Genomic DNA, 24,570 nt, shown 5'->3' on the forward strand with positions numbered 1-24,570 from the left:
TGTTCGTTACATCTAAGTAGAAATAGCGCTATAAACTAAGTTCAATACGTACACCAACAAAGTATGACTTATCACTAGATGATGCACCTTGTTCATATACCTATTTTTACTATGGGCTCATTTTTATAAAGTGAAACTTTAATCAGTGGGGTTTTGTTCATCCCCTACCTAACTTCTTTGCTTCCGCTGAATTTTGAGGTGGGGGGCTTACTGCCCGGCAAATAGCGGAATAAATAAAAATTAAAAAATATGAATTCTAGCGTCATATCTTCATACTTACTAAGTTCAATTAATTTCTCAATAATTATGATGCCATATCCTATATATTTCCGTCTGCTGCTTAGATTTTTCTGTACTGTAAATGGCTTTCGCTATAACACCTCCAAGTGACCGGTTTCTATGACGGATAAGAAATTCCAACAAAAAAAGCCCTAATTAGGGCTTTTCATTCTATTTCTCCAGTAAAACTCTCTATGAAATTCCTAATAGAAAAAAGACACACTTAGATTGATGCGTCTTTTTGTGATGCCTCTTTTGTGAAATCATATAAAGCAATTGCGCCTAAAAGAACAAGTATCCCTTGAGGAACATCTAGCAAAATGGTTTTCCAAATTTCTGGAATTATCCATTTAATATCTGCTGCTGTTTCAAGATATGTTTGGAAATAGCTGATTGTAAAATTAATTATCCCTAAAAATACAAATAACGATAAACCAAATCGAATTAATTTCTTATTTGTAAACATATAACACCTCTCAAAATTCATTGGATATTCCTGCTTTTGCTTCTTTATATTTCCATATCTCTATATCTGATTTTAACACATAAAGAGCTCAAAAAAATACGATATGCATATTTGCATATCGCATTAACAACACTCCATGATAATTTAGAAATTCCTGCAAAGAAAAAACAACTCCGTTACAGCTAACAGCTCGGGTTTCTTTTCTTATTTAACTTCATACCACCAACATTTACGTTCTTTGATTGTAAAATAAATGTGACAGAAGTTTATCCAGTTAATGCGTAGACAAGTAAATGAGCTAAATTATCGATATTCTATTTCGCCATATCCGTAGCACTAATGACTTTACGCAAATTTGACAAGAAAAAATATATAGATAGGTATGATCCATACCTATCTATAACATTACTTCTATTCTTTATCCAATTACGTCTTTTACGTCTGTATCCACTGGCCACTTTTCTAATGTATAAGCCATTTCCCAAAATGAATATTCATATTGACTGCTAATAATAAAATGCTGTTTCATACGTTTGCGGTCTGCCTCTGTTACTTTTTCAGCGATAGTATCTAAACGTGTAATTTGTTCTTCAACTAGCGTACGGAACCAATCAGATCCATAAGCAGAAATCCATTCGTTATAAATTGGCTCTTCCGGCTGGCACTCTTTTAGGCGTTCGCCAATTTCATAATACAACCAATAGCAAGGTAAAATTGCTGCAATGATATCTCCTAAATGCCCTTCATACGCAGCACGATACATATGTGAAGTATACGCATATGCAGTTGGCGCAGGAATAAAATTATCTTTTTCTTCTTTCGTTATCCCTAGTTTTTTAGCAAAATTCTCATGTAAAGATAACTCTGCTTCATATGTATTTTGAGCATGATGTGCCATACGAGCTGTCGTCTCTAATTCAAGAGCTTTTGCAGCTCCTAAAGTTTGTACTCTAGCAAAATGACTCAAATAATATGAATCTTGAAGCACATAATAACGAAAACTAGCTAAATCTAACGTTCCTTCACCAAGTTTTTTTACAAAAGGATGGTTAAAACTCGCTTCCCAAATTGAATCTACTTCTTTACGTAATGATTGTGAAAAATTCATTTAAATCCCTCCAATAATATATAGAATATAAGTATTTATCCACAATTATTAAAGCTGTAAAATAAAAAAACTTTCTTTACAGGCGTAAAGAAAGTGAAATCGACAGTATTTATTTACTCATTAAATAGCAACGTCTTTCCCACTTCCCTACGCTGGCATTAACCAGATCAGGTACTAAGAGTCTCAAAATCACATTTGATCTCAGCCTATAAAAGGCCCCCCTAGTGGATAAATATTTTGTTTTTATAATGTATTCATCATAGCATACTTCGTGAAACTGTCAAAAAAATTCGTTATATAATTCCCTTAAAACCCTTCTTCTTTTCTAACTTTTAATGATGTTTCAATAATCATATCTAATAGTTTGCTATAACTAATCCCCGCTGCTTCTGCACTTTTTGGCAATAAACTTGATTGTGTCATCCCTGGTAATGTATTAATTTCCATTACATATGGAATTCCGTCCTTCACCATCATATCAACTCTTGCATAAACACTACATTTTAATGCTTTATAACAAGCAAGTGACGCTTTATTTACACGTTCCTTAATTTCTGCTGGAAGTTCGATAACTTCCTCAACTGTACTAGTATCATCATATTTTGCATTGTAGTCAAAGAATTCGGCTGCATGTCGAATTGAAACTATAGGTAACTGTTTTCCATCCAGAATTGAACATGTAATTTCATCACCTTTTATATACTTTTCAATTACTACTTCAGAATCCCATTCGAATACAGTTTCTAGGATTGAGATCAATTCATTTTTATTATAAACGATTTTCACTCCGACACTCGATCCGCCAGAGTTTGGTTTTACTACTAATGGAAATCCTAACTTATCTAACTCATCAAGATTTAGATCCTCCATTTTTGTAATTTCAATCCAATCTGGTGTTTCTACACCTTCATAACGTAAAATCTTTTTCGAAATATTTTTATCCATACATATACTGCTAGATAACATATTACTTCCGCTATAAGGAATCCCTAAACTCTCCAGTGTTCCTTGAACTGTCCCATCTTCTCCGTATTTTCCGTGTAATGCGAGCAACGCAAAGTCAATGTCTTTCGCTTTTTCAACTAAATCTATTTTTTCATTTAATGTAATTGGAACTATTTCATACTTATTTTTATCTAAATGAGCAATCATTTCATTCCCCGTCATAATTGAAACTTGTTTTTCAGACGATACCCCGCCCATAATAACACCGATTTTCATTTTCTCAACTCCAAATTTCATTTTTTAATGTATCACCAATTATTTTAATTCCCCGAACTATTTCTTCTTCTTTCAAGCGCGAAAAACCTAATCGGAAAGTGTTCGCTCCTTCTCCATCAGAGTAAAAAACATCTCCAGGTGAAAACGTAACGCCTTTCTCATAACACTTTTGTAAAAGTGTGCGGGCATTCATATGCTCTTCTAGTTCTATAAATAAATGAAGTCCACCATCTCCAGCCATTCTTTTGAAATGAATGTACTGGTCACATGCCCCGACAGCTAACTCATATTTTTTCTTATAAACAGATCTTGCCTTTTTTAAATATTTCTCAAAATATCCCTCATGTAAATATTGAAACAGAACAGCTTGATCTAACGTAGATGTGTGGATCGTTCTTGCTCTTTTTACGCTTTCTAAATAATGAATCAGCTCTTTATCTGCAATAATCCAGCCTACACGTAAACCAGGGAAAAGTACCTTTGAAAAGCTACTAATATAAATCACATTATTGCCAGCTCCAGCAAAAGTTAATAATGGGGCTAAATGTGAACCTGAATAACGTAATTCTTCATTAAATCCGTCCTCTATAATAGGAACCTTGTATTTTGAGAATAACCTCATCAATTCCGTTCTTTTCTCTGAACTCGTAACAATACCGGTTGGATTATGATAAGAAGGAATTAAATAAGCAAAATCAAAATCTTTTTCACGCAAACTTTTTTCAACTTCATTCGTATCAATACCATCCTCATGCATATCAATCCCATGAACTTCAAGTCCATGTAAACGGAAAAGCTTAAGTGCAGCATGGTGAGTTGGATTCTCACAAATGACACGACCGGATTTTTTTGATAAAGAAGAGAGTACAATATCCAATCCTTCTGTAAATCCATTTGTAATTAGAATATCTTTATTCGAAATGTCTACACCTTTCATCTCCATGTAATGAAGTAAATAATTCATTAACGGTCTATATCCCTTTGCATATCCGTAGTTCAATACGATGTCTCCTTCAATGGACATACGAGTAAGAAAAGCTCTTTTGAAATTTTCAACATCAAATAGCTTCTCATCCGGGGCTATACTATTAAAAACAATCATTCCCTTTTCCCAACGAACACCATGTTTCATTAAATCTAATTCATCCGCTAATGCGGTCACTGTATTAAGTTTCTTTTTCCAATCTATTTCAACAGACGAAGTGTTAGATATATCCACCTTCGCAACAAAGTTCCCTTTTCCTTTAACTGCATAAATGAGTCCTTCTTGCTCTAAATCTGCATAAGCAGCGAGTACAGTGTTTCTACTCACACTTAGTAATTCACTTAGTTCCCTTGTTGATGGGATTTTTTGATCCCCGAGCAAATGCCCTTTCATAATCATCTTCTTCAAATAATCTTTCAACTGAATATAAACGGGACGATCTTTAACAACTTTAAAATCCTTAAACAATTCCTTACCCCCTGCAATCATTTTTGCATATTTATTTCATTCTCAAAAGGTCCACGACATATGTATTTTTTATAAAGGGCGGTACGGTCTTACAAATCTTTTCGATATAAGTTAATTACATCTTTTAAAGCTGCAGCTGCAGCGCCTCGTGGATTAGAAGCCCCACCAATTGTAGTAACTTGTCCCATCGTATCTGTAAAGAACGTAATTCCTTTTTCGGTCCCATTTACTTTTGCTAACGGATGATCTTTTTCTATTTCGCACGGTTCAACATTTAAATTGACATTGCCACCCTCATCCTTATATGCTGATGCTATTAATTTAATAATTTTATGTTGTTCCTTAGCATTTCTAAATTGCTGTTTTGTAACGTGCTCGATTCCTTTTATATGTATATCAGTAAGTGTTTTCTCTGTTTCCATTAAGCTGTTTGTCAAAAGTAACAATTTACACGCACTATCTGAACCACTTATATCTAATATAGGGTTTGTCTCAGCAATTCCTTTATTTTGTGCTTCTTTCAGTGCTTCTTCAAATGTCATATCTTCCTCATACATTTTCGTAAGAATATAATTAGTTGTTCCATTTAATATTCCTTCTATTTTTTCAATACTGCAACCAGCTAAACTAAATTGTCCGATATCTAGTGTCGGTAGTGCAGCGGCTGTTGCACCGCTATATCGAATTCGTATATTTGCGCCTTTTGCTGCTTCATTTATTTCTCTCCAATTTGTAACGAGCGCACCTTTAGAAATTGCTACTATATCCATCTGTTTTTCAATCGCTTGTTTCATATATTGTTTCCCTGGATTTCCATCTTTAAGATTTGTAACTGTTGATTCTACCAATACAGTACCACTTATGCTAGTTGTTGCACGTTCCTTCGGATGATACTCTAAATATTTTTCAATTGCAGCGGTACCGCCACCATACATCAATAAATGATGAAGTGATAAGCCGTCTTCATTATGTATTGCGATATTTCTCCCTAATACGCCGCTTACAACTAATTGAATCCCATATGTTTCATATATATATGAATATTTTTCATGTAATAATTTTATAAACTCTCTACCTACTGTTCCGTATCCTGATAATACAACTTGAATTTTCATAATATCCCCCCATATTTTTCTACCAAATCCCTCTTTCAATATAATATAAAGCGCTCTCGAATTCCATCGAGAGCGCTTTATTATTACCTATTTCGGTAAACGTGATAGCTTTTCAGCAATTGTTCTATAAAACTCTTGAATGCTAGAAAAACCTAACGAGTCTGAAACACTTAACCCTACCATGTCGAGATGGTCCCAATTCGCTTTCGTTTCGATATGATTCCATTTTCCAATCTGTAATGACTCATTATTATTTACAGTAACATTAGAAGATGGTGCAATCATAGAATTTGTATTTACTACACCATCATTTTGCCACCAAGAAGTATCAACTAGTGGACGGTTTTCTTCATATCTCGCATAAGAACCTAAGAAAAATGCATTCCCCATCAACACTTTATTCATCGTTATATGAGGCAAATGTAAACCTGTTATAGGTGCTGCTTGTGATGCATGTCCACTATAGGATAAATAATACACATCTGGTTGCGTCTTTACCCAATTATTTAACTCCTTTGCACCATCTGTACTTAAGTCCCATTGACTTATATCTTTTGTATTTTTCCAAAGTGAACTATTTAGAATACGATTACTATATTGGAAAAAGGACTCTCCAGCATTCTTCTTTATACCCCATTGATCCAATTTAAAATCATATAATGATAAATTATTGTTTCCTCCAAAGCTTGCAGCTGTAATGAGTAAATCTTTAACGAACGGCAGTAGAAGACTACCATCCGCAAGTGTTGTACCGTTGTGAGGGGTTGCTAATGTTGTAACACTATGAACGTATGATTTTCCGCCTTCAAATAGTGGTGATATTTTGGTGTCTGGGTGATTTTTCACATAATTCTTTTCTTCAAAACTACCTTCTTTTAATAGCTGTACTAATGTTCTAATCGTTTGTCCACCCATGCTATGTCCAACTAAATGAACTTTATTTGTTTCACTCCAATTCGGCGCAAAACCACTATAAGTTCTGCCAAAACGATTATGTCCATGTTTCTCAGCATGGACTGCACCATAGTCTACTGTCCCACCGCTAATTTGTGCATACAATTCACATGCACGATCCCAGTTACTAGAAACAGGTCCAACAGCTGCGGTATGTACCGTATAACCATTTCGTTTCAAATCTTCCTGTATATCATGAACACCACCCCAATATTTTACGCCAAGCATTTCTTCTCTACCCCATCCAGCAAATCCATTCACCAATATGATAGGATAATTATTTTGTTGCCTCTCTTCAGCGTATGATATTTTCGCTGCGAATGAACATACGGTCACTAATGCAAAAAAACATATTTTTAAAAATAACTTCCCCATACTTTCTCCCCCTAATAAAACGTTTACATTTTTCTTTTCAAAAAATAACAGAATAATTTAACAACTTAAACATAATGTAAAGTATTTTATATACGTTGTATATATAGAAAACATATACAAATGTTGATAAATATTAATTCAAGTAAATATTTACTTTTTACAATACAACTTGTAAATCTATTTATTTAGATTTATAATTAGATATAGTTTCCTCATGTTAAAAAGATTTAAAAACCATAAGAAAACTAATCTCATTGCTTGAAAAGGAGGAAAAATCATGCAAATCGGATCAAATATTCATACATTGTCTCAACCTACTAAAATAACTCCATCTAATCTTGAGCATAATACTATCTCTTCTACTAAACTTGAAAGTAAGAAAATAAATGATCCTATCAAGTTTGATATTCGTTTATCTGAAAAAGAAATGAAACAGCCTGAGCATAAATTTAATGAATTAGATTTATGGAAGATGTTAAAGGATAAAGGTGTTCCCTTATGGATCATCCTTGAAATGCTACAAAAGGCTCGTAAAGAAAAAGAAGCCCAAAATAATTCAGTTCAAAATTCAAATGCGATTGAAGAAACGAGTGAGACTCGATTAAATGAAGTAATGTAAGTTATTTAAACGGTATTAAAAAGAGCTCGAGGTTGATAAAGTATCCATCAACCTCGAGCTCTTTTTTAAGATTTTTCTCCAATCGTTACAAACTGAATTGATACCTCATCTCTATAACCTTCAATTAACTTTCTTACTTTTACTTTTTCATTAATCAACGTATTATCTGTCGATATTTTAGGGTTTTCATCACCTAATGACTTTTTCAAGTGTAGAAGTTGCATATTCGTTTCATTTGCTTTTATTTCTTTATACACACTATTTTTCGCCACAACAATATACCATAGTACTCCATAGTCACGTTTATTGCCAAGCCAAACATCACTACCATATGTAACAGGTATCTTGTTTCCTTCTATTTCAATACTTTTTATATTCTTTTCTTCTTCATTTATAAATAATAGGGAACTTTCTTTTGGAAAATTCGGCAACGTATCTAACGTTTTAGAAAGGGATGCCTGATCACGTTTACGAAAAAGCTTTGCATTCATCATCGCTTGTGCAGTAGATTCATTTATTATCAGAACCCTTTTTTGGTCAAATCTACCTGTTTTCACTGCAAAAGCTTCCTGTTCTTTCGTGTTTTCCTTATAACGATTCATAATTGCTCCAGTATGATTCTCATCTCCAATGATTAATACACCGTTAGCTGGAAATCTGTTTTCGTTTTTAGAGCATGCACTTACACTTAATAACAATAATATACTTAATATGAAAATAGATAATTGTTTTTTCATCACAGTTCCTTCCATAACTTCAAATTGTTTTTTTACATGCTTTTCTGCAATCTTACTTGCTGATTTTCTCTATTGTTCCATTGTCTTATGAAGCTTTTGTAAATAACGCCAACGAGTTATAAAGAAATATAAAACTTGTATACATATAAATGAAATTAAAATGACAATAGAGCTATTTAGAATAGAAAAATCGACTAATTGTTGTAATGCCATATAAGCGACTACAGTATGTATTACTGCAACGACAATTGGTAAGAAAAACATTAATAATAACTGTCTCGTTACAACTTTCTTTAGCTCCCGTTTACTTAACCCCATTTTCGAAATCATTTTATACTGCTGTTGATCACGATTCAAATCAGTATATAATCGGAAATAAATAAAACTAGCAGCAAATGTGAAGAAAACGATTCCGACTAAAACACTAGCCATAAGTAATAACCCATTCGTTTGTTTTGCACTTAACAACTCTATTGTTAGTGCTCTAAATTCAAAATGTATATCTCTAGGTTCTTGATCAAATATATTATTTAATTGGTTTGAAACCTCTTTCGTTTTTATCCAATCATCTACAACAAATCCGTAAGTACGATATTGAATAATATCTTCATTATCTGGACCACTATTAAGTGGAATTCCATCATATACATGATCTTGAATAGCAATATATATCCCTTTCGTATCATGTGGCAAAACTAAATTATCGACAGTTTTTTTCACATGAAATGTCTTTGTCCAATCGCCTTGAATGACTTCAATATTCTTCTTATAATCACCATTTTTAAATTCTTGTTTTTGTGATACCATTCCAGGAATTAATAACATTTCATCTTCTTTTTCAATCATTTCTTGTTGATATCCAAGTGCTCTCGCAAGTTCGTTATACTCACTTAATTTCATTACATATACATTGCTTTCCGTATATATATATGAAGATGAAGCCATTCGATATGGAATATTAGCATCAGCCAGATGTTTTTTTATAATAGAGAGATGTTTATCCGCTATTTTGTTGTTTTCAGGAGCCATGTATAGTAACGTATACGGATTCGTCATTCTTACTAAATCTTTATTTCCAAGAGCAGCTGTCGTTCCAATTGCTGTAATAGCAACTGCTGAAATAATAGATACTATAAAAAACATCGTTGCATTATCTTTCATACGGTAAATTAATTCAGAAAATGTTAATATATTTGTTCTCTTTAAAAAGAAAGATTCTCTCCTTTTAGCAAGGTGCAATATATAAACGCTACACTGTGTATATAAAAAGTACGTTCCTATAATTACTAGGAGCACACCTATTCCAAGCGTAATAAAATTGGTACTTGGTATGAAGCGAAATACTGAAAAATATCCATATCCTATACTAATTAAAGAAAGTAGCGATAATAAAACTGAAGATTTCGGTTCAGGTTTTGGCTTTTCCTCTGCTCGAATAAGTTCCACAAGTTCCGTTACTTTTATCATTTTAAATGTAAATAATGAAACAATTAAAAACAAGAAAAGAAATGTGATAATTGTTAATAATACAGCCCGCACTGGTATATAAAAAGGTAAACCATTATTAATCATTAATACACTTGCACTTATCAATAAGACTAGTTTAGAAAATATGAGTCCAATGAAAATCCCTATACAAATTGAACCAAGTCCAATCAACATATTTTCAATTAATAATAATTTCTTAAGTTGTCTCATTGACATACCTTGCATCATTAAAACGCCAAATTCTTTCTTACGGGTTTTTAAAAACGAACTAACTGAATATAAAATGAAGAAAAATGAAAATACAAAAATCAATCCTTGCGAAACTGAAAATCCCAATGTACCAAATGCACTTATTGTTGCACTTGTCGATTTCAATTCACCTTGTAAATCAGGATGAAATAATAAAAGAGCATACGTAAAGAAAATCATAATAGAAAATGCACTACTTAAAAAATGGGCAGCATATGTACGCTTATTGCGAAAAATATTATTAAATGCGAACTGACGAAAAGTCATGCCTTTTCCCTCCTAACAAAGAAAGGACATCCATAATCTTTTGATAAAAAGTTTGCCTACTTTCACCACAATAAATTTCGTTATATAGTTGACCATCTTTAATAAAAATTACTCGGCTGCAAAAGCTCGCTGCATACGGATCATGTGTAACTAACATCATCGTTGCTTTTTCTTCTTTATTTAGAGTATCCAGCATCTCCATTACATCATTTGAAGATTTAGAGTCCAAGTTCCCTGTTGGTTCATCTGCAAGTAATAATTGCGGCTTATGAACGATCGCACGAGCAATTGCTGTTCTTTGAGCTTGTCCCCCTGATATTTCAAATGTTCTTTTATTCAAGATATCTGTAATATTTAACTTCTCTGCAATCTCTTCCAATCGCTTGTTCATTTCTTGCACGGAAACACCATCTAAAGTCATCGGCAATACGATGTTTTCTTTTACAGTAAGTGTGCTAAGAAGATTAAATGATTGGAAAACAAATCCTAATTGGTTTCTGCGGAATAACGCTAAATCTTCTGATGATAATTGGAAAGGATTTGTGCCATTTATTAAAATTTCTCCCGATGATGGAGAATCAATAGTAGATACCATATTTAATAACGTTGTTTTTCCACTACCAGATGGCCCCATAATCCCTACAAATTCACCTTCTTGAATTGATAAATCAATATCAACTAATGCTTTATAAGGTACTTTCCCTTTATATACTTTACTAATACTTTTTGCATGTAAAATTTCCATGTATATTCTCCCTTCATTTGCACGTCTCATAACAGAGTGTAAATGAATTGTCTTACAGCTCATATTGATTCGTCTTTCATTTATCTTACACGCTTGTAAGATTTCTAAAAAAACTGATAATAAAACTATTTTCAAACTGAAATTAACGCATAACTATCTTATAATAATTGTATAGTAGCAGGAAATACAAAGTATATGAAACCTTTATTATATAAATGAGAAAAGACCGATTGCTTTATCGGTCTTTTACTACCCAACGTTATATTTTTATCCACTCAGATCTTCTCAATATATAATGATTATATATTTGATTTTCTATCCTCTGTTGGCTCTTATAAATAAACCCACATTTTTCAATAACTTTATTTGATGCTACATTGTTAATTAAAGCAATTGCGTTAAGGTGATCTACATTCGTTTTTCCAAACAAATAGTTAATCATTCCTTTAGTTGCTTTCGTTGCATAACCATTATTATGATATTCACTTGAAACTGCATACATAATTTCTCTATTTGGTAAAGGAAGTTCATCTTTAATACCCGTACAGCACCATCCAATAAATTCATTTGTGGTTTTCTTAAATATTCCTAGTTTTAATATGTGATCATCTATGTTAGTCGTAGTTCTCACTGCATGAAGAAACGCTCTATTTTCTGGTATTTCATAATTTACAACCCAATTAACCCTTTGTTCTTTTGTTGATTTCCAGTCTGGTAAAAACTTTTCTATTTCTGGTTGATTGGATATGTTATAAATACTCTCTGCATCTTTGACCGTGAACTCTTGTAGGTATATATCTCCACAATCTATTTTAAATAACTTAGTGAATCTCTCTTCATCCATGTTAATCCCCCTTACTTACATTAAAGCTCCTTAATCTGCTTCGTAAGTTCCATAAACCGTTCATCCAGTGCTTTATATTCTTTGTCGTTAGAAGTTAAAAAGCTTAATTTCCCTAATACTTCTTGTCTCTCTGTTTCTAACGTTAAACGTAGCTCTTCAATATCATCTCTTGTTTTCGTAGGTTCTTCTAGCTGCTTTTGTATCGTATTGTTTGAAAACACGAGTTTTATGTTAGTTGTTTTCTCCAGAAAATATCGATCGTGAGATACAATTACTAATGTTCCGTTATACTCAGCTAATGTATTTTCAAGTTGTTCACGTGAAGGTAGATCCAAGTGATTCGTCGGTTCGTCTAAAATGAGTACATCTTTTTCATCTAAAATATAAGCCATTAGCTTACATTTTACTCTTTCTCCCATACTCATATGCTCAATCGGCTCTTTCCATTGAGAAGCTTGGAACCCTAAATGTTTCATTAAATTTTGGACTTTTCCTCTTTCTTCAAACGTCTCTTTAAAAAATAAATTTTCTGGTGTTTTATCAAGCGGTAAATCAAAAACTTCTTGTGTTAAATAGCCGATGTTCGCAGATGGTGAAATCCATATTTCTCCTTCAGCATTTTCCGTTCCCATAATCATCTTCAGTAATGTTGTTTTCCCACTACCGTTTGGTCCAACAATCGCGACTTTCTCACCGTGCTGAATTGTAAAATTAACGTTTTCAAATAATACTTTCCCATGAAAGTCTTTTTTTAATTGCTTCACTTCTAAAAAACGTTTTCCTACTTTTTTGTTCGCTTGAATAGAAAACTCAACTGAATACTCTTCTTTCACACGTTCTACTTTCGCTTTCTCCAGCTCTTTTTCAAGTCGTTTTCGTTTTGACTTCACTTGTGCATCCATTCGCTTCGCTTTTACACGATAGAATTCTTTCACACCTTCTTGTTTTGTAGACTGCGCGTGTGCCTTTTGTGACCATGAACTCAATTCTTTTATATGTGTTTCTACTTGTTCTATCTTTTTTTGCTGCTTTTCATATTCACGCTGCTGCGACTTTCTTTTTTGCTCACGTGCTTTCATGTAGCTCGTATAATTACCACTATGCTCAATTAATTTTTTGTCCTCAATTGACCATATTTTTGTTGCGACAACATCTAAAAAATATCGATCATGCGATACAACGATAACTGTACCTTTCATGTTTTTTATTTGTTTAATGAGAAATCCCGTACTGATCTCATCTAAATGATTTGTCGGTTCGTCTAATATTAAGACATTAGGATTTTCAGCAAATCCTTTTGCTAATCGAATTTTCAGCTTTTCACCACCACTTAAAGTATGAAAATCGTTCGTTGGCACGCCCCATTTTGCAAGAAGTTCTGCTTCTTTTGCAATTACATCATTACTAATAAAAGATTCTATTTCTTGCTCAACATATGCTGTTGTCATATTCATTTGCATCCATTCAACAGTACCTTTTGAAGGTTCAATCTTCCCATTTATTAATTGAAGTAACGTTGATTTACCAGCACCATTTTTACCGATTAATCCGATAACATCCCCTTGTTTTACTGTCACATTCATTTTCTCTAACAACATATTTTCTTTTATTTCAACATAAACATCATTTAATTTTAATAGTTCTTTCATAAATACCGATCCCTTTCATTAAGGGAGAATAAAAAATCCTCCCAAATAAATTTGGCAGGATTAGTCATTACATTATTTATACCCAAATAAGCTATTGCGCAATATAAATAGCAATACCGTTGTATGGAAATTGGGCAGACTAATCCTATTTTTTAGAAATTGAAATTTATTGAATTTCAACATTTAAAAATAAGATTAGTTAATCATCGTCCACCCATCATTCCTTTCCGTCGTTAATAACCATATTGTACCATACTAGTACTGTATGAGTAAATGCAATTATATGTGCTGTTAAAAAGATTGCTTTCTTTTAGGTTTATTTATCATTCCTTAACTTCATGTTGAATAAGCACAAGTTACATTGATTGTAATACGTCCTTTAGATTTCCCCAGTAGTAAACTTCTAAGCACTCTCTATTATATAAAGTGAAACTTTAATCAGTGGGGGTTTTCTTCATCCCCACTGATTATTAGTTGAACCAATCGGACTTTAATGGGCAGCCCGACCCCCACCTAATTTCTTTGCTTTCGCTGAATTTTGAGGTGGGGGTCTTACTGCCCATTAAAGCGGGATAAATTTTGTATAAAAACAAAATGTTATTCATTATCCAATAATCACTTATTGTTTTTCGATAAATTTTTATTGATTATTCCCTTGTAATAAGCTATTATATCTTTACAGAAAATATTAATGTAAGGATTGAATTTATGGACAGGACATTAAAAATCACAAAGTTAAATATGTTTTTAAGGATTTTTCTCGTCCCGATTATAGTAGGGATAATTGTTGGTATACTAACTAAATTGGGGCAAGGTATACTTCCTGGACATTGGAATTCATTAGCTAATCTAGGAAGCGTTTGGTTAGTTCCATCCTTTTTTGTGGCTAGCTTTAGTTATTCTAAGCGTACAGCTATACTTTCTGGTATCCTTGCACTACTCGGTATGGTATTAGGCTACTATGGTTATGCAATAGTTATTAAAAATGTAGCTCACTCTATTTATTTTATATCCGTATGGATTGTATGTGCATGTATAGGAGGAACTATCTTTGGAGTTGCAGGTTTTCTATGGAAAGATACTACGGATCCACTTCATAAATTCGGAAGCGCGCTTATTAGTGGCGTTTTTGTAACGGATGGACTTCACATTCTTTTAAATTTTGAAGACTATAGTCACATGTTACCTGTTGGATATACCGAAGTCATAGTCGGGATTATCTTGATTCTTGTATTAGAACGCTCTAATGCTAATCGAATTTCTTCTTTCTTAATGATGGTTCCTATCACTATTTTAGGATTAATTGGATATAAATTATTAAGTTTGTTTACTTAATTAAAATTCATGAAGCTAGCTCTTTCAAAGGGCGAGCTTTTTTCTTACAAAAAACTATTTAAATATTAATAAATTATTAAAAACCTCTCATTTAACAGCCTTATTTATTATTGTGTCATTACACATACTTACACGACCTTTTATTAGGATCATACCAGTCTTTTATATCATTTTATTTAATCCATATAAAGTAAGGCTAAAAAACTTATTTCAAAAGCTCTTTAGCCTGAGTCATTTTTACACATTTAAAATTTAATACGTACAACGGTACCTTTACCAACTTCTGAATGGATTTCTACACTATGTCCTAATTGCTTCGTAATTTCATGTACGAGATATAGCCCCATTCCAGTTGATTCTTTAAAATCTCTACCATTTTCTCCTGTAAAGAAAGGTTTAAACACTCTTGGTAAATCTTGCTTCGATATTCCTACACCATTATCAGCAATTTCAAGTATAACATTATTACCTTCCTTACAAGCTTTCACTTTAATCTTCTCTCTACTACCAGATGAATATTTAATCGCATTCGATAGTATTTGTCCAATTAAAAATTGTAACCATTTCGCATCACTTTCTACTGTAATGTCCTTATCAATTTCAAGCTCTGGATATACAAAATTCCGGATAAAGAACCGTTTATGCTCATGTACCGAATCATTCACTATTTTATATAGTTGTACTCTTTCTACATAAAAATCTTGTGTAAATGCTTCTAAACGTGCGACATACAGAGCCATTTCTAATCCCTTTTTTAATCGATCAGTTTCCTCATTTATACTTTCAAAACGTGAATCTACTTCATCCTGTGTAATTAATTCTATTACAGATAAAGGTGTTTTCATTTGATGAATCCACTGATTCATAAAGGTTAAATGGTCATTATTTTTTCTCTCTTGCATTTGCAGCTGATTTTGATAATGTCGATATTGCACCTCAAGTAGTTCTTGAAGAGCAGCCGATACAGCTGCAAAATCAGATTTTTGAACAGATTCATCCAAAGATTGCATCGGGTTTGCTAAGCGCTCATAAAAAGAACGATGTGTAAAATAACGAAACACTAAATAACTTCCCATAAAGAAAACACCTAGAAACATTGCATATAACGCCGTTGTAATATGATTATGCCCATCAAACCAATATACGAGAAATATAGCTAGTAGTTGAATTATAGTAAAGCAAATAAGTGGTATATGATCACGTATAAACAATCTTATCATTTTTCTATACCAGTATCCCAAGTAATATGCAATCTATATCCAACACTACGAATCGTTTCAATCGCACCTTCTATATGTAACGTTTGTAACTTTTTACGCACACGTGTTGTATTTACACTTAATGTATTATCATCAACATAAGATTCGCTATCCCATAATTTATTTAACAACACTTCCCTACTCACAACACGCGGATAATTTTTCATTAATGTCTCTAATAAAATAGCTTCGTTTCTCGTTATATCAATCTCTTCGTTTCTAAGTTTCAATACAAGTCTTTCAGGATATAAACAAAGGCCTTGTTGCTCAATCATTCGCTCTTCTAGTTTCGGTGCATAATCTCCATATGCACGTCTTAAATTACTACGAATTTTCGCCACTACCACTTCATAATGAAACGGCTTCGGAATAAAATCATCGCCACCGTTTTCTAACGCCATAACTTGATCCATCGTACCTTCACGAGCCGAAATGAATAGTATCGGACATGTAGAAACACCACGAATTTGACGACACCAAAAGTAACCATCAAAACTCGGTAAATTAATATCTAATAAAACTAACTCTGGTTGTTCATCTAAAAAAATGTCTAATACATTTTGAAAGTCCGATACAATAACTCCTTGATAACCATATTTCGCAACATATGTTGATAATAGTTCTGCAATTTTCATATCGTCTTCTACAATCATAATTTTGACCATTATTGAACTCCTTTTTAATCCACAATCTCAAATATACTTATATAAAATAAATACTACCTCTTTTCACAAAATCCGTAAATTAAAAAAAGGATGCTTTTATACAAAAGTATCCTTTTTCGTCCCTTATCTATTTAATATGAAATTTACTAAAAGTAAATCCTAGTTTCTCCACATAATCCATCCCTAATTCCATACGCGCCGTTTTCAACGGATCCACAACTTGGCAAACTTTTAAATCACTGGCAGCTGATGTGTGCCACATGAAATGCTCTCTTCTTTCGGTGCAGTACCAATTACACCAATTATTTGATTAATCAGAATTTGCAGTTCGTTTGAAAACAAAACATGTTCATTATGTATTAAGACGATTTTTATTGTATTTTCATGTAGATCTTCACCCATTACGCCAAGGTTCACCCCTGTAGTTAAAACACCTTGCTCTGCAATTTTTATCTTTTCAATCGTTACAGCTAATATGTCACCAGGTTCTGCACCACTGATATATACAGGTCCAGTCGTCGGATTAATTCGGTTTCAATCAAATTCCTGAAACGCAACATCTTCAGAGTCAATTTGATTCTCAAAGCAATCATATGTTCCAAATATAAGACGACTCCCAATTTCTACTTCCATATGTTGCTTTGAAATAAACTTTGATTAAACATACCTCACAGACTCGTAATTTATGGTAAACAAGAAGAATTCATTTTGAAAAAAGATTGATCAAAATGAATTCTTATCTAACAAATTTAAGTTTCTATACTATAAAAAGTTTGGTCATTTTCTATCTTTATTCTTCAACAAACGCGCCCTTTTCTTAAACAACATGCATCGTATTATAATTTAGACATAAAGACAAAACCCTAAATTACGAAGTGTCTTATAACTCTTTGGTGTGCTCATACACTACCGATTGATACGTTTCCGGATTAATTCTCAAGAATGTCGTGTAACCTCTCAGCAAACTCTTTATGATGCACTGTGTTATAGCCCACATGGTTTCCTGGAAACTCTGCGAATTCTGTTCCGAGGTGTTCTGCCAAGTTGAATGCGCAATGGTAAGGAAAAAATTCTCGTGAAATACTTCCACCGGCTGGACGTACCTGTATCGATGCAGGTTTTAATGAGTGCTTTAGTGCATCGATGTTTAAAGTATAGCTGAGAATTCCCGGGATTTCATACTCAGTGAAATAAATCGAATTGCCGAGTAGTCGCTTTGTTAGCATATCCTTCGATAGTCCGGAATTGCTATCATCGATATTTGACAATAACTTCATGACCTCACTTTTATGATTCCCTTTAAGGTCTTCCATGAAATTTATAGCCTGCTTCAACTCATTTTCAGGTAAAAGTTGTAATAAAACCGGTTCGTGTGGGATTAGTAACTGTACCTGCCCAGGATGGCGTATACACAAATCAAGTCCGATGACAGCACCAGAACTACTTCCGAATATATAAGCCGGTTCATTGGTCAAATTGGCTAGCAGCCGGTGAGCGTCTTCACTATGTGTTTGCACATGGTAATCTTCAGTTTTATTGACGAGATTGCTACGGGAATGACCACGACGATCGTAAGTAACAACGGTATACCATTTAGCAAGATGGTCGGCAATATTATGGAACTTGTCGGCATCACCACCCCCACCATGAATCAAAAGAAGAATTGGACCCGAGCCACGCACCTCATAATAGATGCTTGCTCCAATTACTTGCAATGTTCCGTTTTTTACTATACTCATTTGTACATCCTTCCTTTCTTTTGTCATCTCCCTTAACATTACATGATTGGTGAATGATATAAAATGCAGGAAATAACTAAGAAACAAATTCACCATAAGAAAAAGAAATGTGTGGCTTTAAAATAAAGTTTGATTAAAAATATTGTGTTAAACCGTATTCTATGTTGAATAAAAAGAAACCATTTTGAAAAAAGTTTAATCCAAATGGTTTCTTATCCAGCAGGTTTCTGTTTTATAAAAAAGTTTGATCATATATTTACAATTCTTTGATTAAAGAGATACAGCATCGCAACTTTATTTCAAAACTACACCATACATGGTTTATTCTCTGATGACATCGCGTAAATAATATGGTCTTTATGAATTCGATACATAATACCTCTCCCTTTTATATTTATCTACTATTACTAATTAGCTCTTTTTATACAAGCTCCTCTTAAAATTAAATGTTATTTTTATGTAAAAAAGCACGCAGATTGTTTTATAACATACACTCTTTACTATAACAGAAAGGTGGTATCACTATGCCCCTTATTCCATACAACGAAAGTGATGTTGATTTACTAGCTCGTTTAATTCGTGCTGAAGCTGAAGGCGAAGGTCGCCAAGGTGAGGAGTTAGTTGGATGTGTTGTAGTAAACCGTGTATTTTGTGATTGCTTAGATTTTAAACAACTCCGTACCGTACGCGACGCTGTATATCAAAGCCCCGGCGGATTTGAAGCAGTACAATATGGATATTTTTATCAACGCGCTCGTGAATCAGAAAAAGAAATCGCACGAAAAGTTTTACAAGGTGAATGGCGCTGGCCTGCACGATGGGCTCTTTGGTATTTCCGTCCAGTCGGAGCTTGTCCACCTGAATGGTATAATCAGCCATTTGTAGGACAGTTTAAAAGCCATTGTTTTTATGAGGCAAGTGGTGATGAATGTCCAAAAATGTATTCACGCTAGCAAAATTTGAAACGCAAGTACTTAGACCTCTAAGTACTTGCGTTTCTTTTAGCTTTATTTTAGAAATCTAGTAATGAGATGAATTTTTCGATGCCCACCACATGTATTAATAACGATATACGTGGGCCACTAGACTGATTCATAATGAGCTTATAAATAATAATAAATAATTGTTTTTGATTTTCTTTCATTATTTTTTTATTTTCGTGATGACAAATCGAATACAATTGCTCCATTAAGTTAGAGTAATCTTTATTAGAACGAAGTATTTTACAAACTTCTACTAGCCATTCTTTCTGCCTTTCATCTAATGTATAGTAAAACTCTTTATTTTTCTCCTGATTTACCGCAATTAATTTTTCAGATTGAAAGTTTCTTATCCAATACTCTGCGCGATTACTTATCGCTCTCATTTCATCTAATGCATAGCTCCTATCTATTTTCTTTAATATCCCCTGTAAAATAGTAGAATCAAAATTTAATAATGGTAACGTTCCTGCTACTTGATTAAATTTCGGATATTCTTTAAAATCGCTATCAACTTTAGAGATTTTAATTGCATCAAATAAATCTTCATTTTTGAGCGTTTTATTTTCATAGCTATCTTTCAATCGCTCATACTCTGTATAATTGCGAATCACATCTTCATCTAACCCAATATGAAAAGCAGCGCCTGGTTTGTATTTTGCAAACATAAAGAGAATTACTTCTGGTATATACACTCTCAATAAATTACTTGGTGTAATACTATTCCCTGAAGAGCTAGACATTTTTTCATGATTTCCTTTAATACCAATGAAATCGTAAGCAACGTAATGAGGCGCTTCACGATTGAATATTTTCCTTGCAATTTCTTTTGATACATTATAACTACCCGTTTCTGATGAATGATCTCTTCCACCCGGTTCAAAAATAACATCCTCTATCATCCATCTCATCGGCCAATCGATTTTCCAGTTTAGTTTCATTTTATTTGTATTTAATACGGATAATTCTTTTTCATTTCCGCATTCACATTCATACCGGACTGTTTTTAATACTTCATCAAAATGTGTAATAGTTGTTGTATCTTTTCCACACCTCTCACAATATAATGCAGCTGGATAAAAATTGTTTCGCTCTTCTTCACTACACTCTCCAGTTTTAAAGTCCATTAAAATATCATATATTTCTTTTCGTTTATACAAAGCCTCTAAAATATTTTTGTTATACCTTCCGCTTCTATATTCATCATGTTGATAAATAAATTCTACTTCAATTCCAAATGCTTGAAGCGATTTTTCAAACTCTTTTTCAAAATGCTCCGCATACGAGTTATAACATCCATACGGATCTGGAATATCACAGTATGGCATACCAATATACTTCGCAAAAGAAGGATCAATATTTTTGGGAACTTTTCTAAACCTATCATAATCATCCCACGAAAATATAAAACGAGTCTTTTTCCCTAAATCTTGAAGTGCTCTTACTACGAAATAAGTCGTTACGATTTCACGAAAATTCCCAATATGAACAGAACCTGACGGACTAATTCCTGATGCACAAACAAACGTTTCTTTATTTGGATGTTTCCTAATTAATTCATGTGCTACTTCATACGCCCAATGCATATATTACTCACCTCGATTATTTTTTTGTTTTCGCATTTTCAGTTTTATGCAATAAAAAAACTCCCACCCCCAAGATTATTCATCTTGAGGACGAGAGTTGTTAGCTTCGCGGTACCACCTCAGTTTGTTAATATGTCACCATATTAACCTCTTCAGGTACGGCAAAATATGCTTATACCCTATCTCTATAACGGGAGAATCCGTCGCACCATCCCTAAATAAATGAGTTCCTTGCGCAGCTCCAAGTCTTTTTTCGTTAAGATGTATACCGCTCTTTCTCAGCTACCAGAGCTCTCTGTACGTATTCTTTCTTAACTACTCTTCTCTTCCATGCCATTTTAAATATTAGTTTTTTAATATGATAATTTATAATGCTTTTATTGTCAAACTTTTCCGAATTCAAAACATATAATTACCTAAAAAAATTCTTTATCGCTTCTAATTGAATTTTATGACTACACTCATCACAACAATATGCCCCGTTTGGTTTCTCTTTAAATCGCTTATATTTTTCACTGCCTTCGTAAACACGAAATATATTCTTACAAGAAAAGCAAACAATCTCATAAAACATCATATGCATTTTCCTCTCCTTGTTTATACACTTTTTTAATCACTTGTGAGAAGGTCATTTTTCTACAGTATAAATTTTAATATCCTTTGACTAAAAGGTTTACCTCTATTCTTATCGAATTATATTAATATCTTATAACGCGAGGTGAACATCTTGTTCAGTAATATAGAATTAGTTTTAGATGCTAAAGCAAGTTTAGCTGAAGGACCATGTTGGGATGGAAAAAAGCAACTTTTATATTGGGTTGATATTATGGAGAGAAAATTATGCATATACAATCCTACCGCTAATACGAACCGAGTAATTGCTCTCAATCAACAAATTGGCTGTGTTGTTCCATATTTAGAGGATGTATTACTCTTAGCTATGGAAAAAGGCTTTTATTCTATTAATGTAAATACCGAGAAACTGACACATATTTTTGACCCTGAACCACATTTAATAGAAAATCGTTTCAATGATGGAAAATGTGATCCAGCTGGTCGTTTCTGGGCAGGTTCTACAGATACATACGGTATGAATGCTGCAGGTTCCTTGTATTGTTTACATCATAATTTAAGTGTAGAGAAAAAAGTTTCACATGTAAATACATCAAATGGAATTGCTTGGTCACCTGATCATACATACTTTTACTTTATAGATACACCTACTAAAAAAGTGGTTCGCTATCAATATAATATACGTACTGGAGAAATTCATAATCCAAGTGATGTAATCATTTTCTCTGAAAATGATGGTCTACCTGATGGTATGACAATTGACGAAGAAGGTTGTTTATGGATTGCACATTGGGGAGGTTCAAAAATAACTAGATGGAATCCATCTACTGGAGAACAAATATTAAATATTCCAATTCCAGCTTTATATGTAACATCATGTACATTTGGAGGACCTAATTTAACAGATTTATATGTTACAACAGCCAGAACAAGAATGACGGATGACGAATTAAAAGAGTATCCACATGCTGGTGGTATTTTTCGAATTCAAACAAATATAAAAGGTTGTTCTACATATGAATTTTGCAATAAAAATATTGGAGTTGAAACAATGTGAACCGTATCGATTACATAAGACAAGAAGAAAAGAAATATCACGACCTTTGCTATGAACAATATAAACTATTTGAAATTGGCTCTTGGCTGTACAAACCGGTTAAAACAGTTATGGACTTGATGGATCACTTTGAAGGACAAAACAACTTGCAAGTACTTGATCTTGGCTCTGGCGTCGGTAGAAATAGCATTCCAATTGCACAAAAGTTAAGGAATACTAGCGGCACTGTTACATGTGTTGATTTACTTAATTCCGCTTTAACAAAGCTACAAACTTATAGCAAAGAACATGATGTATTCGAGGTTATAAAAACAGAACAAGCAGCAATTGAAAACTATCATATTGACTCTAACGCTTATGATTATATCGTTGCAGTATCAAGTTTAGAACATGTCAAATCAGAAGAAGATTTTAAAAACGTGCTTCATTCTATGAAAAAAGGGACAAAAAACGGCGGTATTAATTGTTTGATTATTAACTCTAACATACAAAAAATTGATTTAAAAACGAATGAAGAATTAGAAGCTTTAATTGAAATTAATCTCCCAACCGAAGAAATAATACGTCTATTAAAAAGCATTTATAAAGGATGGAAAGAAGTAAAAGTTGAAATAAAAGAATTAGCTTATAATATAGTTCGTGATGAAAGACACATTCAATTAAAAACAAATGCTATAACGTTTGTAGTTCAAAAATAATCGTATAATAAAGATATGATTATTTTTCTCAGATTTATTTTTATTGCAAGAAATTTGCAACTATAAATATTTATGAAACAAAAAATAAAAGAGCACTTGTTTCCGCAAGTGCTCTTTTTGGGGATTTTGAGATATCCTATTAAAGAAAGTTAAGGTTACTTAAAGTTAATAGGTACTTCTATTATATGCTTGTCCTTTTTATTTGTGCATAATCAATATATAAACATCTTTAATCATTCTTAATAACTTTTAATTATAGTTCTCTCTTACATTTTATCGTAAAAAAATTGATTGAAGGTTTATTTACCACGTTCTTATTTGGTTCATCAATTTCCGAAACTTGTACTAATCCATATTGATTAAAATCTCGTTTTATAGATTCAGAATCATAGAAGAACATTTTTACGCCTTCCATTATTTCATAATAGTCTTGCTCCAGCTGTTTTCCTTTTCCATACATTGGGGCTTTTTGAGAAACAGTTGTAAAAACCATATATCCGCCTGGTTTTAACTGATTATAACAATCTTCAATAAATTTCTCTCTTTCCTGTTCATTCAACAAATGAAGAAGTGCATGACTAAATATCCCATCATACAGTTTGTTATTAAAAGGCATCTCATTTACCGAACCGTGATAGATACTAATATCTTCTAGTCCATTTTGCTTTGCTAAATCAATGGCTGTTTTTGAAATTTCAATACCTGTTACTTTTATACCATTATCGATAAAAACCTTTGCATTTCTTCCATATCCAATACCCGGAATTAATATGTCTTTAACGTTCTTTTCAAGAAAAAAATCTTTTGTCAAAATTGCAGATTCTGTAGATTCAAATCCCCACATCGTTTGTTTTTCGATAAAACTTGATTCCCAAAATTCCATTATGTATCTATCTCCTTATTTTCAATCCATTTTTAGTATCACATTAAAAACTTATAAATTTTAACGCTGCGTCTACCTATGCCAAATTAATTTTTTACCACATTCACTATAAGTCCATTGAATATAGCACAATTATAAGCCTATATCTATTATAATGATTGGTTTAAAATCCACCCTATTTTATTAATCCTTACATTTGTAGAAAAATAAAAAAGCCAATACTTCC

General features: G+C 32.8%; 22 protein-coding genes, 1 pseudogene, 1 riboswitch and 1 other annotated feature. Of the genes and pseudogenes, 5 read left to right on the forward strand and 18 right to left on the reverse strand.

The features are described from left to right. Positions 1-502: 502 nt before the first annotated feature. The 6 genes from DN404_RS26885 to DN404_RS26915 form a co-directional block, all read right to left on the reverse strand. Positions 503-766 (reverse strand): DUF3937 family protein, encoded by a 264-nt coding sequence (locus DN404_RS26885; protein ID WP_016122577.1) that lies wholly within the window; start codon positions 764-766, stop codon positions 503-505. A 397-nt stretch (positions 767-1,163) separates the two neighbouring features. Continuing rightward, positions 1,164-1,853: a thiaminase II gene (tenA, locus tag DN404_RS26895; RefSeq protein ID WP_001011746.1), complete on the reverse strand. Its 690-nt coding sequence runs from the start codon at positions 1,851-1,853 to the stop codon at positions 1,164-1,166. Positions 1,854-1,980: 127 nt separating this feature from the next. Continuing rightward, positions 1,981-2,086: riboswitch (TPP riboswitch) on the reverse strand. 73 nt (positions 2,087-2,159) lie between these two features. Further along, positions 2,160-3,074, reverse strand: a complete 915-nt coding sequence (locus tag DN404_RS26900) for a D-alanine--D-alanine ligase (protein ID WP_113304073.1) — start codon at positions 3,072-3,074, stop codon at positions 2,160-2,162. Positions 3,075-3,078: 4 nt separating this feature from the next. After that, on the reverse strand, positions 3,079-4,527 hold the full coding sequence (gene pdxR / locus DN404_RS26905) for a MocR-like pyridoxine biosynthesis transcription factor PdxR (RefSeq protein WP_113304069.1): 1,449 nt from the start codon (positions 4,525-4,527) through the stop codon (positions 3,079-3,081). An 89-nt stretch (positions 4,528-4,616) separates the two neighbouring features. Further along, entirely contained in the window at positions 4,617-5,642 is a 1,026-nt protein-coding gene (locus DN404_RS26910; protein WP_113304070.1) for a homoserine dehydrogenase, read from the reverse strand. A gap of 87 nt (positions 5,643-5,729) precedes the next feature. Further along, positions 5,730-6,971 (reverse strand): esterase/lipase family protein, encoded by a 1,242-nt coding sequence (locus DN404_RS26915; protein WP_000517071.1) that lies wholly within the window; start codon positions 6,969-6,971, stop codon positions 5,730-5,732. 277 nt (positions 6,972-7,248) lie between these two features. On the opposite strand from DN404_RS26915, the gene DN404_RS26920 reads away from it, so the two are divergent. After that, positions 7,249-7,590, forward strand: coding sequence for a DUF3914 domain-containing protein (locus DN404_RS26920; RefSeq protein ID WP_017673477.1), 342 nt, complete (start codon positions 7,249-7,251; stop codon positions 7,588-7,590). A gap of 65 nt (positions 7,591-7,655) precedes the next feature. Here the strand turns inward: DN404_RS26920 and DN404_RS26925 are convergent, their stop codons facing one another. The 5 genes from DN404_RS26925 to abc-f form a co-directional block, all read right to left on the reverse strand. Next, a complete protein-coding gene (locus DN404_RS26925; protein ID WP_149215680.1) occupies positions 7,656-8,327 on the reverse strand; it encodes a lipoprotein BA_5634 family protein in 672 nt (223 codons plus the stop codon). A gap of 69 nt (positions 8,328-8,396) precedes the next feature. Further along, positions 8,397-10,331 (reverse strand): ABC transporter permease, encoded by a 1,935-nt coding sequence (locus DN404_RS26930; protein WP_113304071.1) that lies wholly within the window; start codon positions 10,329-10,331, stop codon positions 8,397-8,399. Next, positions 10,306-11,076 (reverse strand): ABC transporter ATP-binding protein, encoded by a 771-nt coding sequence (locus tag DN404_RS26935; RefSeq protein WP_149215681.1) that lies wholly within the window; start codon positions 11,074-11,076, stop codon positions 10,306-10,308. The genes DN404_RS26930 and DN404_RS26935 overlap by 26 nt, the downstream gene beginning before the upstream one ends. A gap of 259 nt (positions 11,077-11,335) precedes the next feature. Then, positions 11,336-11,920, reverse strand: a complete 585-nt coding sequence (locus DN404_RS26940) for a GNAT family N-acetyltransferase (protein ID WP_076876388.1) — start codon at positions 11,918-11,920, stop codon at positions 11,336-11,338. Between the two features lie 20 nt (positions 11,921-11,940). Next, positions 11,941-13,569, reverse strand: a complete 1,629-nt coding sequence (abc-f, locus tag DN404_RS26945; protein ID WP_098272527.1) for a ribosomal protection-like ABC-F family protein — start codon at positions 13,567-13,569, stop codon at positions 11,941-11,943. A gap of 708 nt (positions 13,570-14,277) precedes the next feature. On the opposite strand from abc-f, the gene DN404_RS26950 reads away from it, so the two are divergent. After that, entirely contained in the window at positions 14,278-14,904 is a 627-nt protein-coding gene (locus DN404_RS26950) for a DUF6518 family protein (RefSeq protein ID WP_000376271.1), read from the forward strand. 245 nt (positions 14,905-15,149) lie between these two features. On the opposite strand, the gene DN404_RS26955 is transcribed toward DN404_RS26950, so the two are convergent. From DN404_RS26955 to DN404_RS26970, 4 genes and pseudogenes are all read right to left on the reverse strand, one after another. Next, the gene (locus tag DN404_RS26955) at positions 15,150-16,124 is read right to left on the reverse strand and encodes a sensor histidine kinase (RefSeq protein WP_149215682.1); all 975 of its coding nucleotides are present in this window, start codon (positions 16,122-16,124) and stop codon (positions 15,150-15,152) included. Next, positions 16,121-16,828, reverse strand: a complete 708-nt coding sequence (locus DN404_RS26960) for a response regulator transcription factor (protein ID WP_149215683.1) — start codon at positions 16,826-16,828, stop codon at positions 16,121-16,123. The genes DN404_RS26955 and DN404_RS26960 overlap by 4 nt, the downstream gene beginning before the upstream one ends. Before the next feature lie 127 nt (positions 16,829-16,955). Then, a pseudogene (locus DN404_RS26965) lies at positions 16,956-17,461 on the reverse strand (acetamidase/formamidase family protein). Positions 17,462-17,757: 296 nt separating this feature from the next. After that, positions 17,758-18,567, reverse strand: a complete 810-nt coding sequence (locus tag DN404_RS26970) for an alpha/beta fold hydrolase (RefSeq protein WP_000029415.1) — start codon at positions 18,565-18,567, stop codon at positions 17,758-17,760. A gap of 524 nt (positions 18,568-19,091) precedes the next feature. Here DN404_RS26970 and DN404_RS26975 point away from each other — a divergent pair. Further along, positions 19,092-19,520 (forward strand): cell wall hydrolase, encoded by a 429-nt coding sequence (locus DN404_RS26975; RefSeq protein WP_149215684.1) that lies wholly within the window; start codon positions 19,092-19,094, stop codon positions 19,518-19,520. A gap of 59 nt (positions 19,521-19,579) precedes the next feature. Here DN404_RS26975 and lysS read toward each other — a convergent pair whose 3' ends face one another. Both lysS and DN404_RS26985 read right to left on the reverse strand, forming a co-directional pair. Further along, entirely contained in the window at positions 19,580-21,133 is a 1,554-nt protein-coding gene (gene lysS, locus DN404_RS26980; protein ID WP_113303047.1) for a lysine--tRNA ligase, read from the reverse strand. Between the two features lie 83 nt (positions 21,134-21,216). Beyond that, positions 21,217-21,473: a binding site (T-box leader), on the reverse strand. Positions 21,474-21,545: 72 nt separating this feature from the next. Further along, complete coding sequence (locus tag DN404_RS26985; RefSeq protein WP_000551047.1) at positions 21,546-21,716, reverse strand: DUF2197 domain-containing protein; 171 nt, start codon at positions 21,714-21,716, stop codon at positions 21,546-21,548. A gap of 144 nt (positions 21,717-21,860) precedes the next feature. Between DN404_RS26985 and DN404_RS26990 the strand changes: the two genes are divergently transcribed. Together DN404_RS26990 and DN404_RS26995 are read left to right on the forward strand one after the other, a co-directional pair. Continuing rightward, complete coding sequence (locus DN404_RS26990; RefSeq protein ID WP_006921576.1) at positions 21,861-22,763, forward strand: SMP-30/gluconolactonase/LRE family protein; 903 nt, start codon at positions 21,861-21,863, stop codon at positions 22,761-22,763. Next, positions 22,760-23,461 carry a class I SAM-dependent methyltransferase gene (locus DN404_RS26995; protein WP_006921575.1) on the forward strand — a complete coding sequence of 234 codons (702 nt, stop codon included), beginning with the start codon at positions 22,760-22,762 and terminating at the stop codon, positions 23,459-23,461. Before DN404_RS26990 ends, DN404_RS26995 begins: the two co-directional genes overlap by 4 nt. A 253-nt stretch (positions 23,462-23,714) precedes the next feature. On the opposite strand, the gene DN404_RS27000 is transcribed toward DN404_RS26995, so the two are convergent. Then, entirely contained in the window at positions 23,715-24,344 is a 630-nt protein-coding gene (locus DN404_RS27000) for a class I SAM-dependent methyltransferase (protein ID WP_006929509.1), read from the reverse strand. Positions 24,345-24,570 lie beyond the last annotated feature (226 nt).

This window comes from Bacillus sp. TE8-1, from assembly GCF_008368855.1.
Taxonomy (GTDB): domain Bacteria; phylum Bacillota; class Bacilli; order Bacillales; family Bacillaceae_G; genus Bacillus_A; species Bacillus_A cereus.

Coding starts and splice junctions, on each gene's coding strand:
- DN404_RS26885 (WP_016122577.1), bottom strand. CDS start 766: ATGAATTTTGAGAGGTGTTATATGTTTACAAATAAGAAATTAATTCGA.
- tenA (WP_001011746.1), bottom strand. CDS start 1,853: ATGAATTTTTCACAATCATTACGTAAAGAAGTAGATTCAATTTGGGAA.
- DN404_RS26900 (WP_113304073.1), bottom strand. CDS start 3,074: ATGAAAATCGGTGTTATTATGGGCGGGGTATCGTCTGAAAAACAAGTT.
- DN404_RS26910 (WP_113304070.1), bottom strand. CDS start 5,642: ATGAAAATTCAAGTTGTATTATCAGGATACGGAACAGTAGGTAGAGAG.
- DN404_RS26915 (WP_000517071.1), bottom strand. CDS start 6,971: ATGGGGAAGTTATTTTTAAAAATATGTTTTTTTGCATTAGTGACCGTA.
- DN404_RS26920 (WP_017673477.1), top strand. CDS start 7,249: ATGCAAATCGGATCAAATATTCATACATTGTCTCAACCTACTAAAATA.
- DN404_RS26925 (WP_149215680.1), bottom strand. CDS start 8,327: ATGAAAAAACAATTATCTATTTTCATATTAAGTATATTATTGTTATTA.
- DN404_RS26930 (WP_113304071.1), bottom strand. CDS start 10,331: ATGACTTTTCGTCAGTTCGCATTTAATAATATTTTTCGCAATAAGCGT.
- DN404_RS26935 (WP_149215681.1), bottom strand. CDS start 11,076: ATGGAAATTTTACATGCAAAAAGTATTAGTAAAGTATATAAAGGGAAA.
- DN404_RS26940 (WP_076876388.1), bottom strand. CDS start 11,920: ATGGATGAAGAGAGATTCACTAAGTTATTTAAAATAGATTGTGGAGAT.
- abc-f (WP_098272527.1), bottom strand. CDS start 13,569: ATGAAAGAACTATTAAAATTAAATGATGTTTATGTTGAAATAAAAGAA.
- DN404_RS26950 (WP_000376271.1), top strand. CDS start 14,278: ATGGACAGGACATTAAAAATCACAAAGTTAAATATGTTTTTAAGGATT.
- DN404_RS26955 (WP_149215682.1), bottom strand. CDS start 16,124: ATGATAAGATTGTTTATACGTGATCATATACCACTTATTTGCTTTACT.
- DN404_RS26960 (WP_149215683.1), bottom strand. CDS start 16,828: ATGGTCAAAATTATGATTGTAGAAGACGATATGAAAATTGCAGAACTA.
- DN404_RS26970 (WP_000029415.1), bottom strand. CDS start 18,567: ATGAGTATAGTAAAAAACGGAACATTGCAAGTAATTGGAGCAAGCATC.
- DN404_RS26975 (WP_149215684.1), top strand. CDS start 19,092: ATGCCCCTTATTCCATACAACGAAAGTGATGTTGATTTACTAGCTCGT.
- lysS (WP_113303047.1), bottom strand. CDS start 21,133: ATGCATTGGGCGTATGAAGTAGCACATGAATTAATTAGGAAACATCCA.
- DN404_RS26985 (WP_000551047.1), bottom strand. CDS start 21,716: ATGCATATGATGTTTTATGAGATTGTTTGCTTTTCTTGTAAGAATATA.
- DN404_RS27000 (WP_006929509.1), bottom strand. CDS start 24,344: ATGGAATTTTGGGAATCAAGTTTTATCGAAAAACAAACGATGTGGGGA.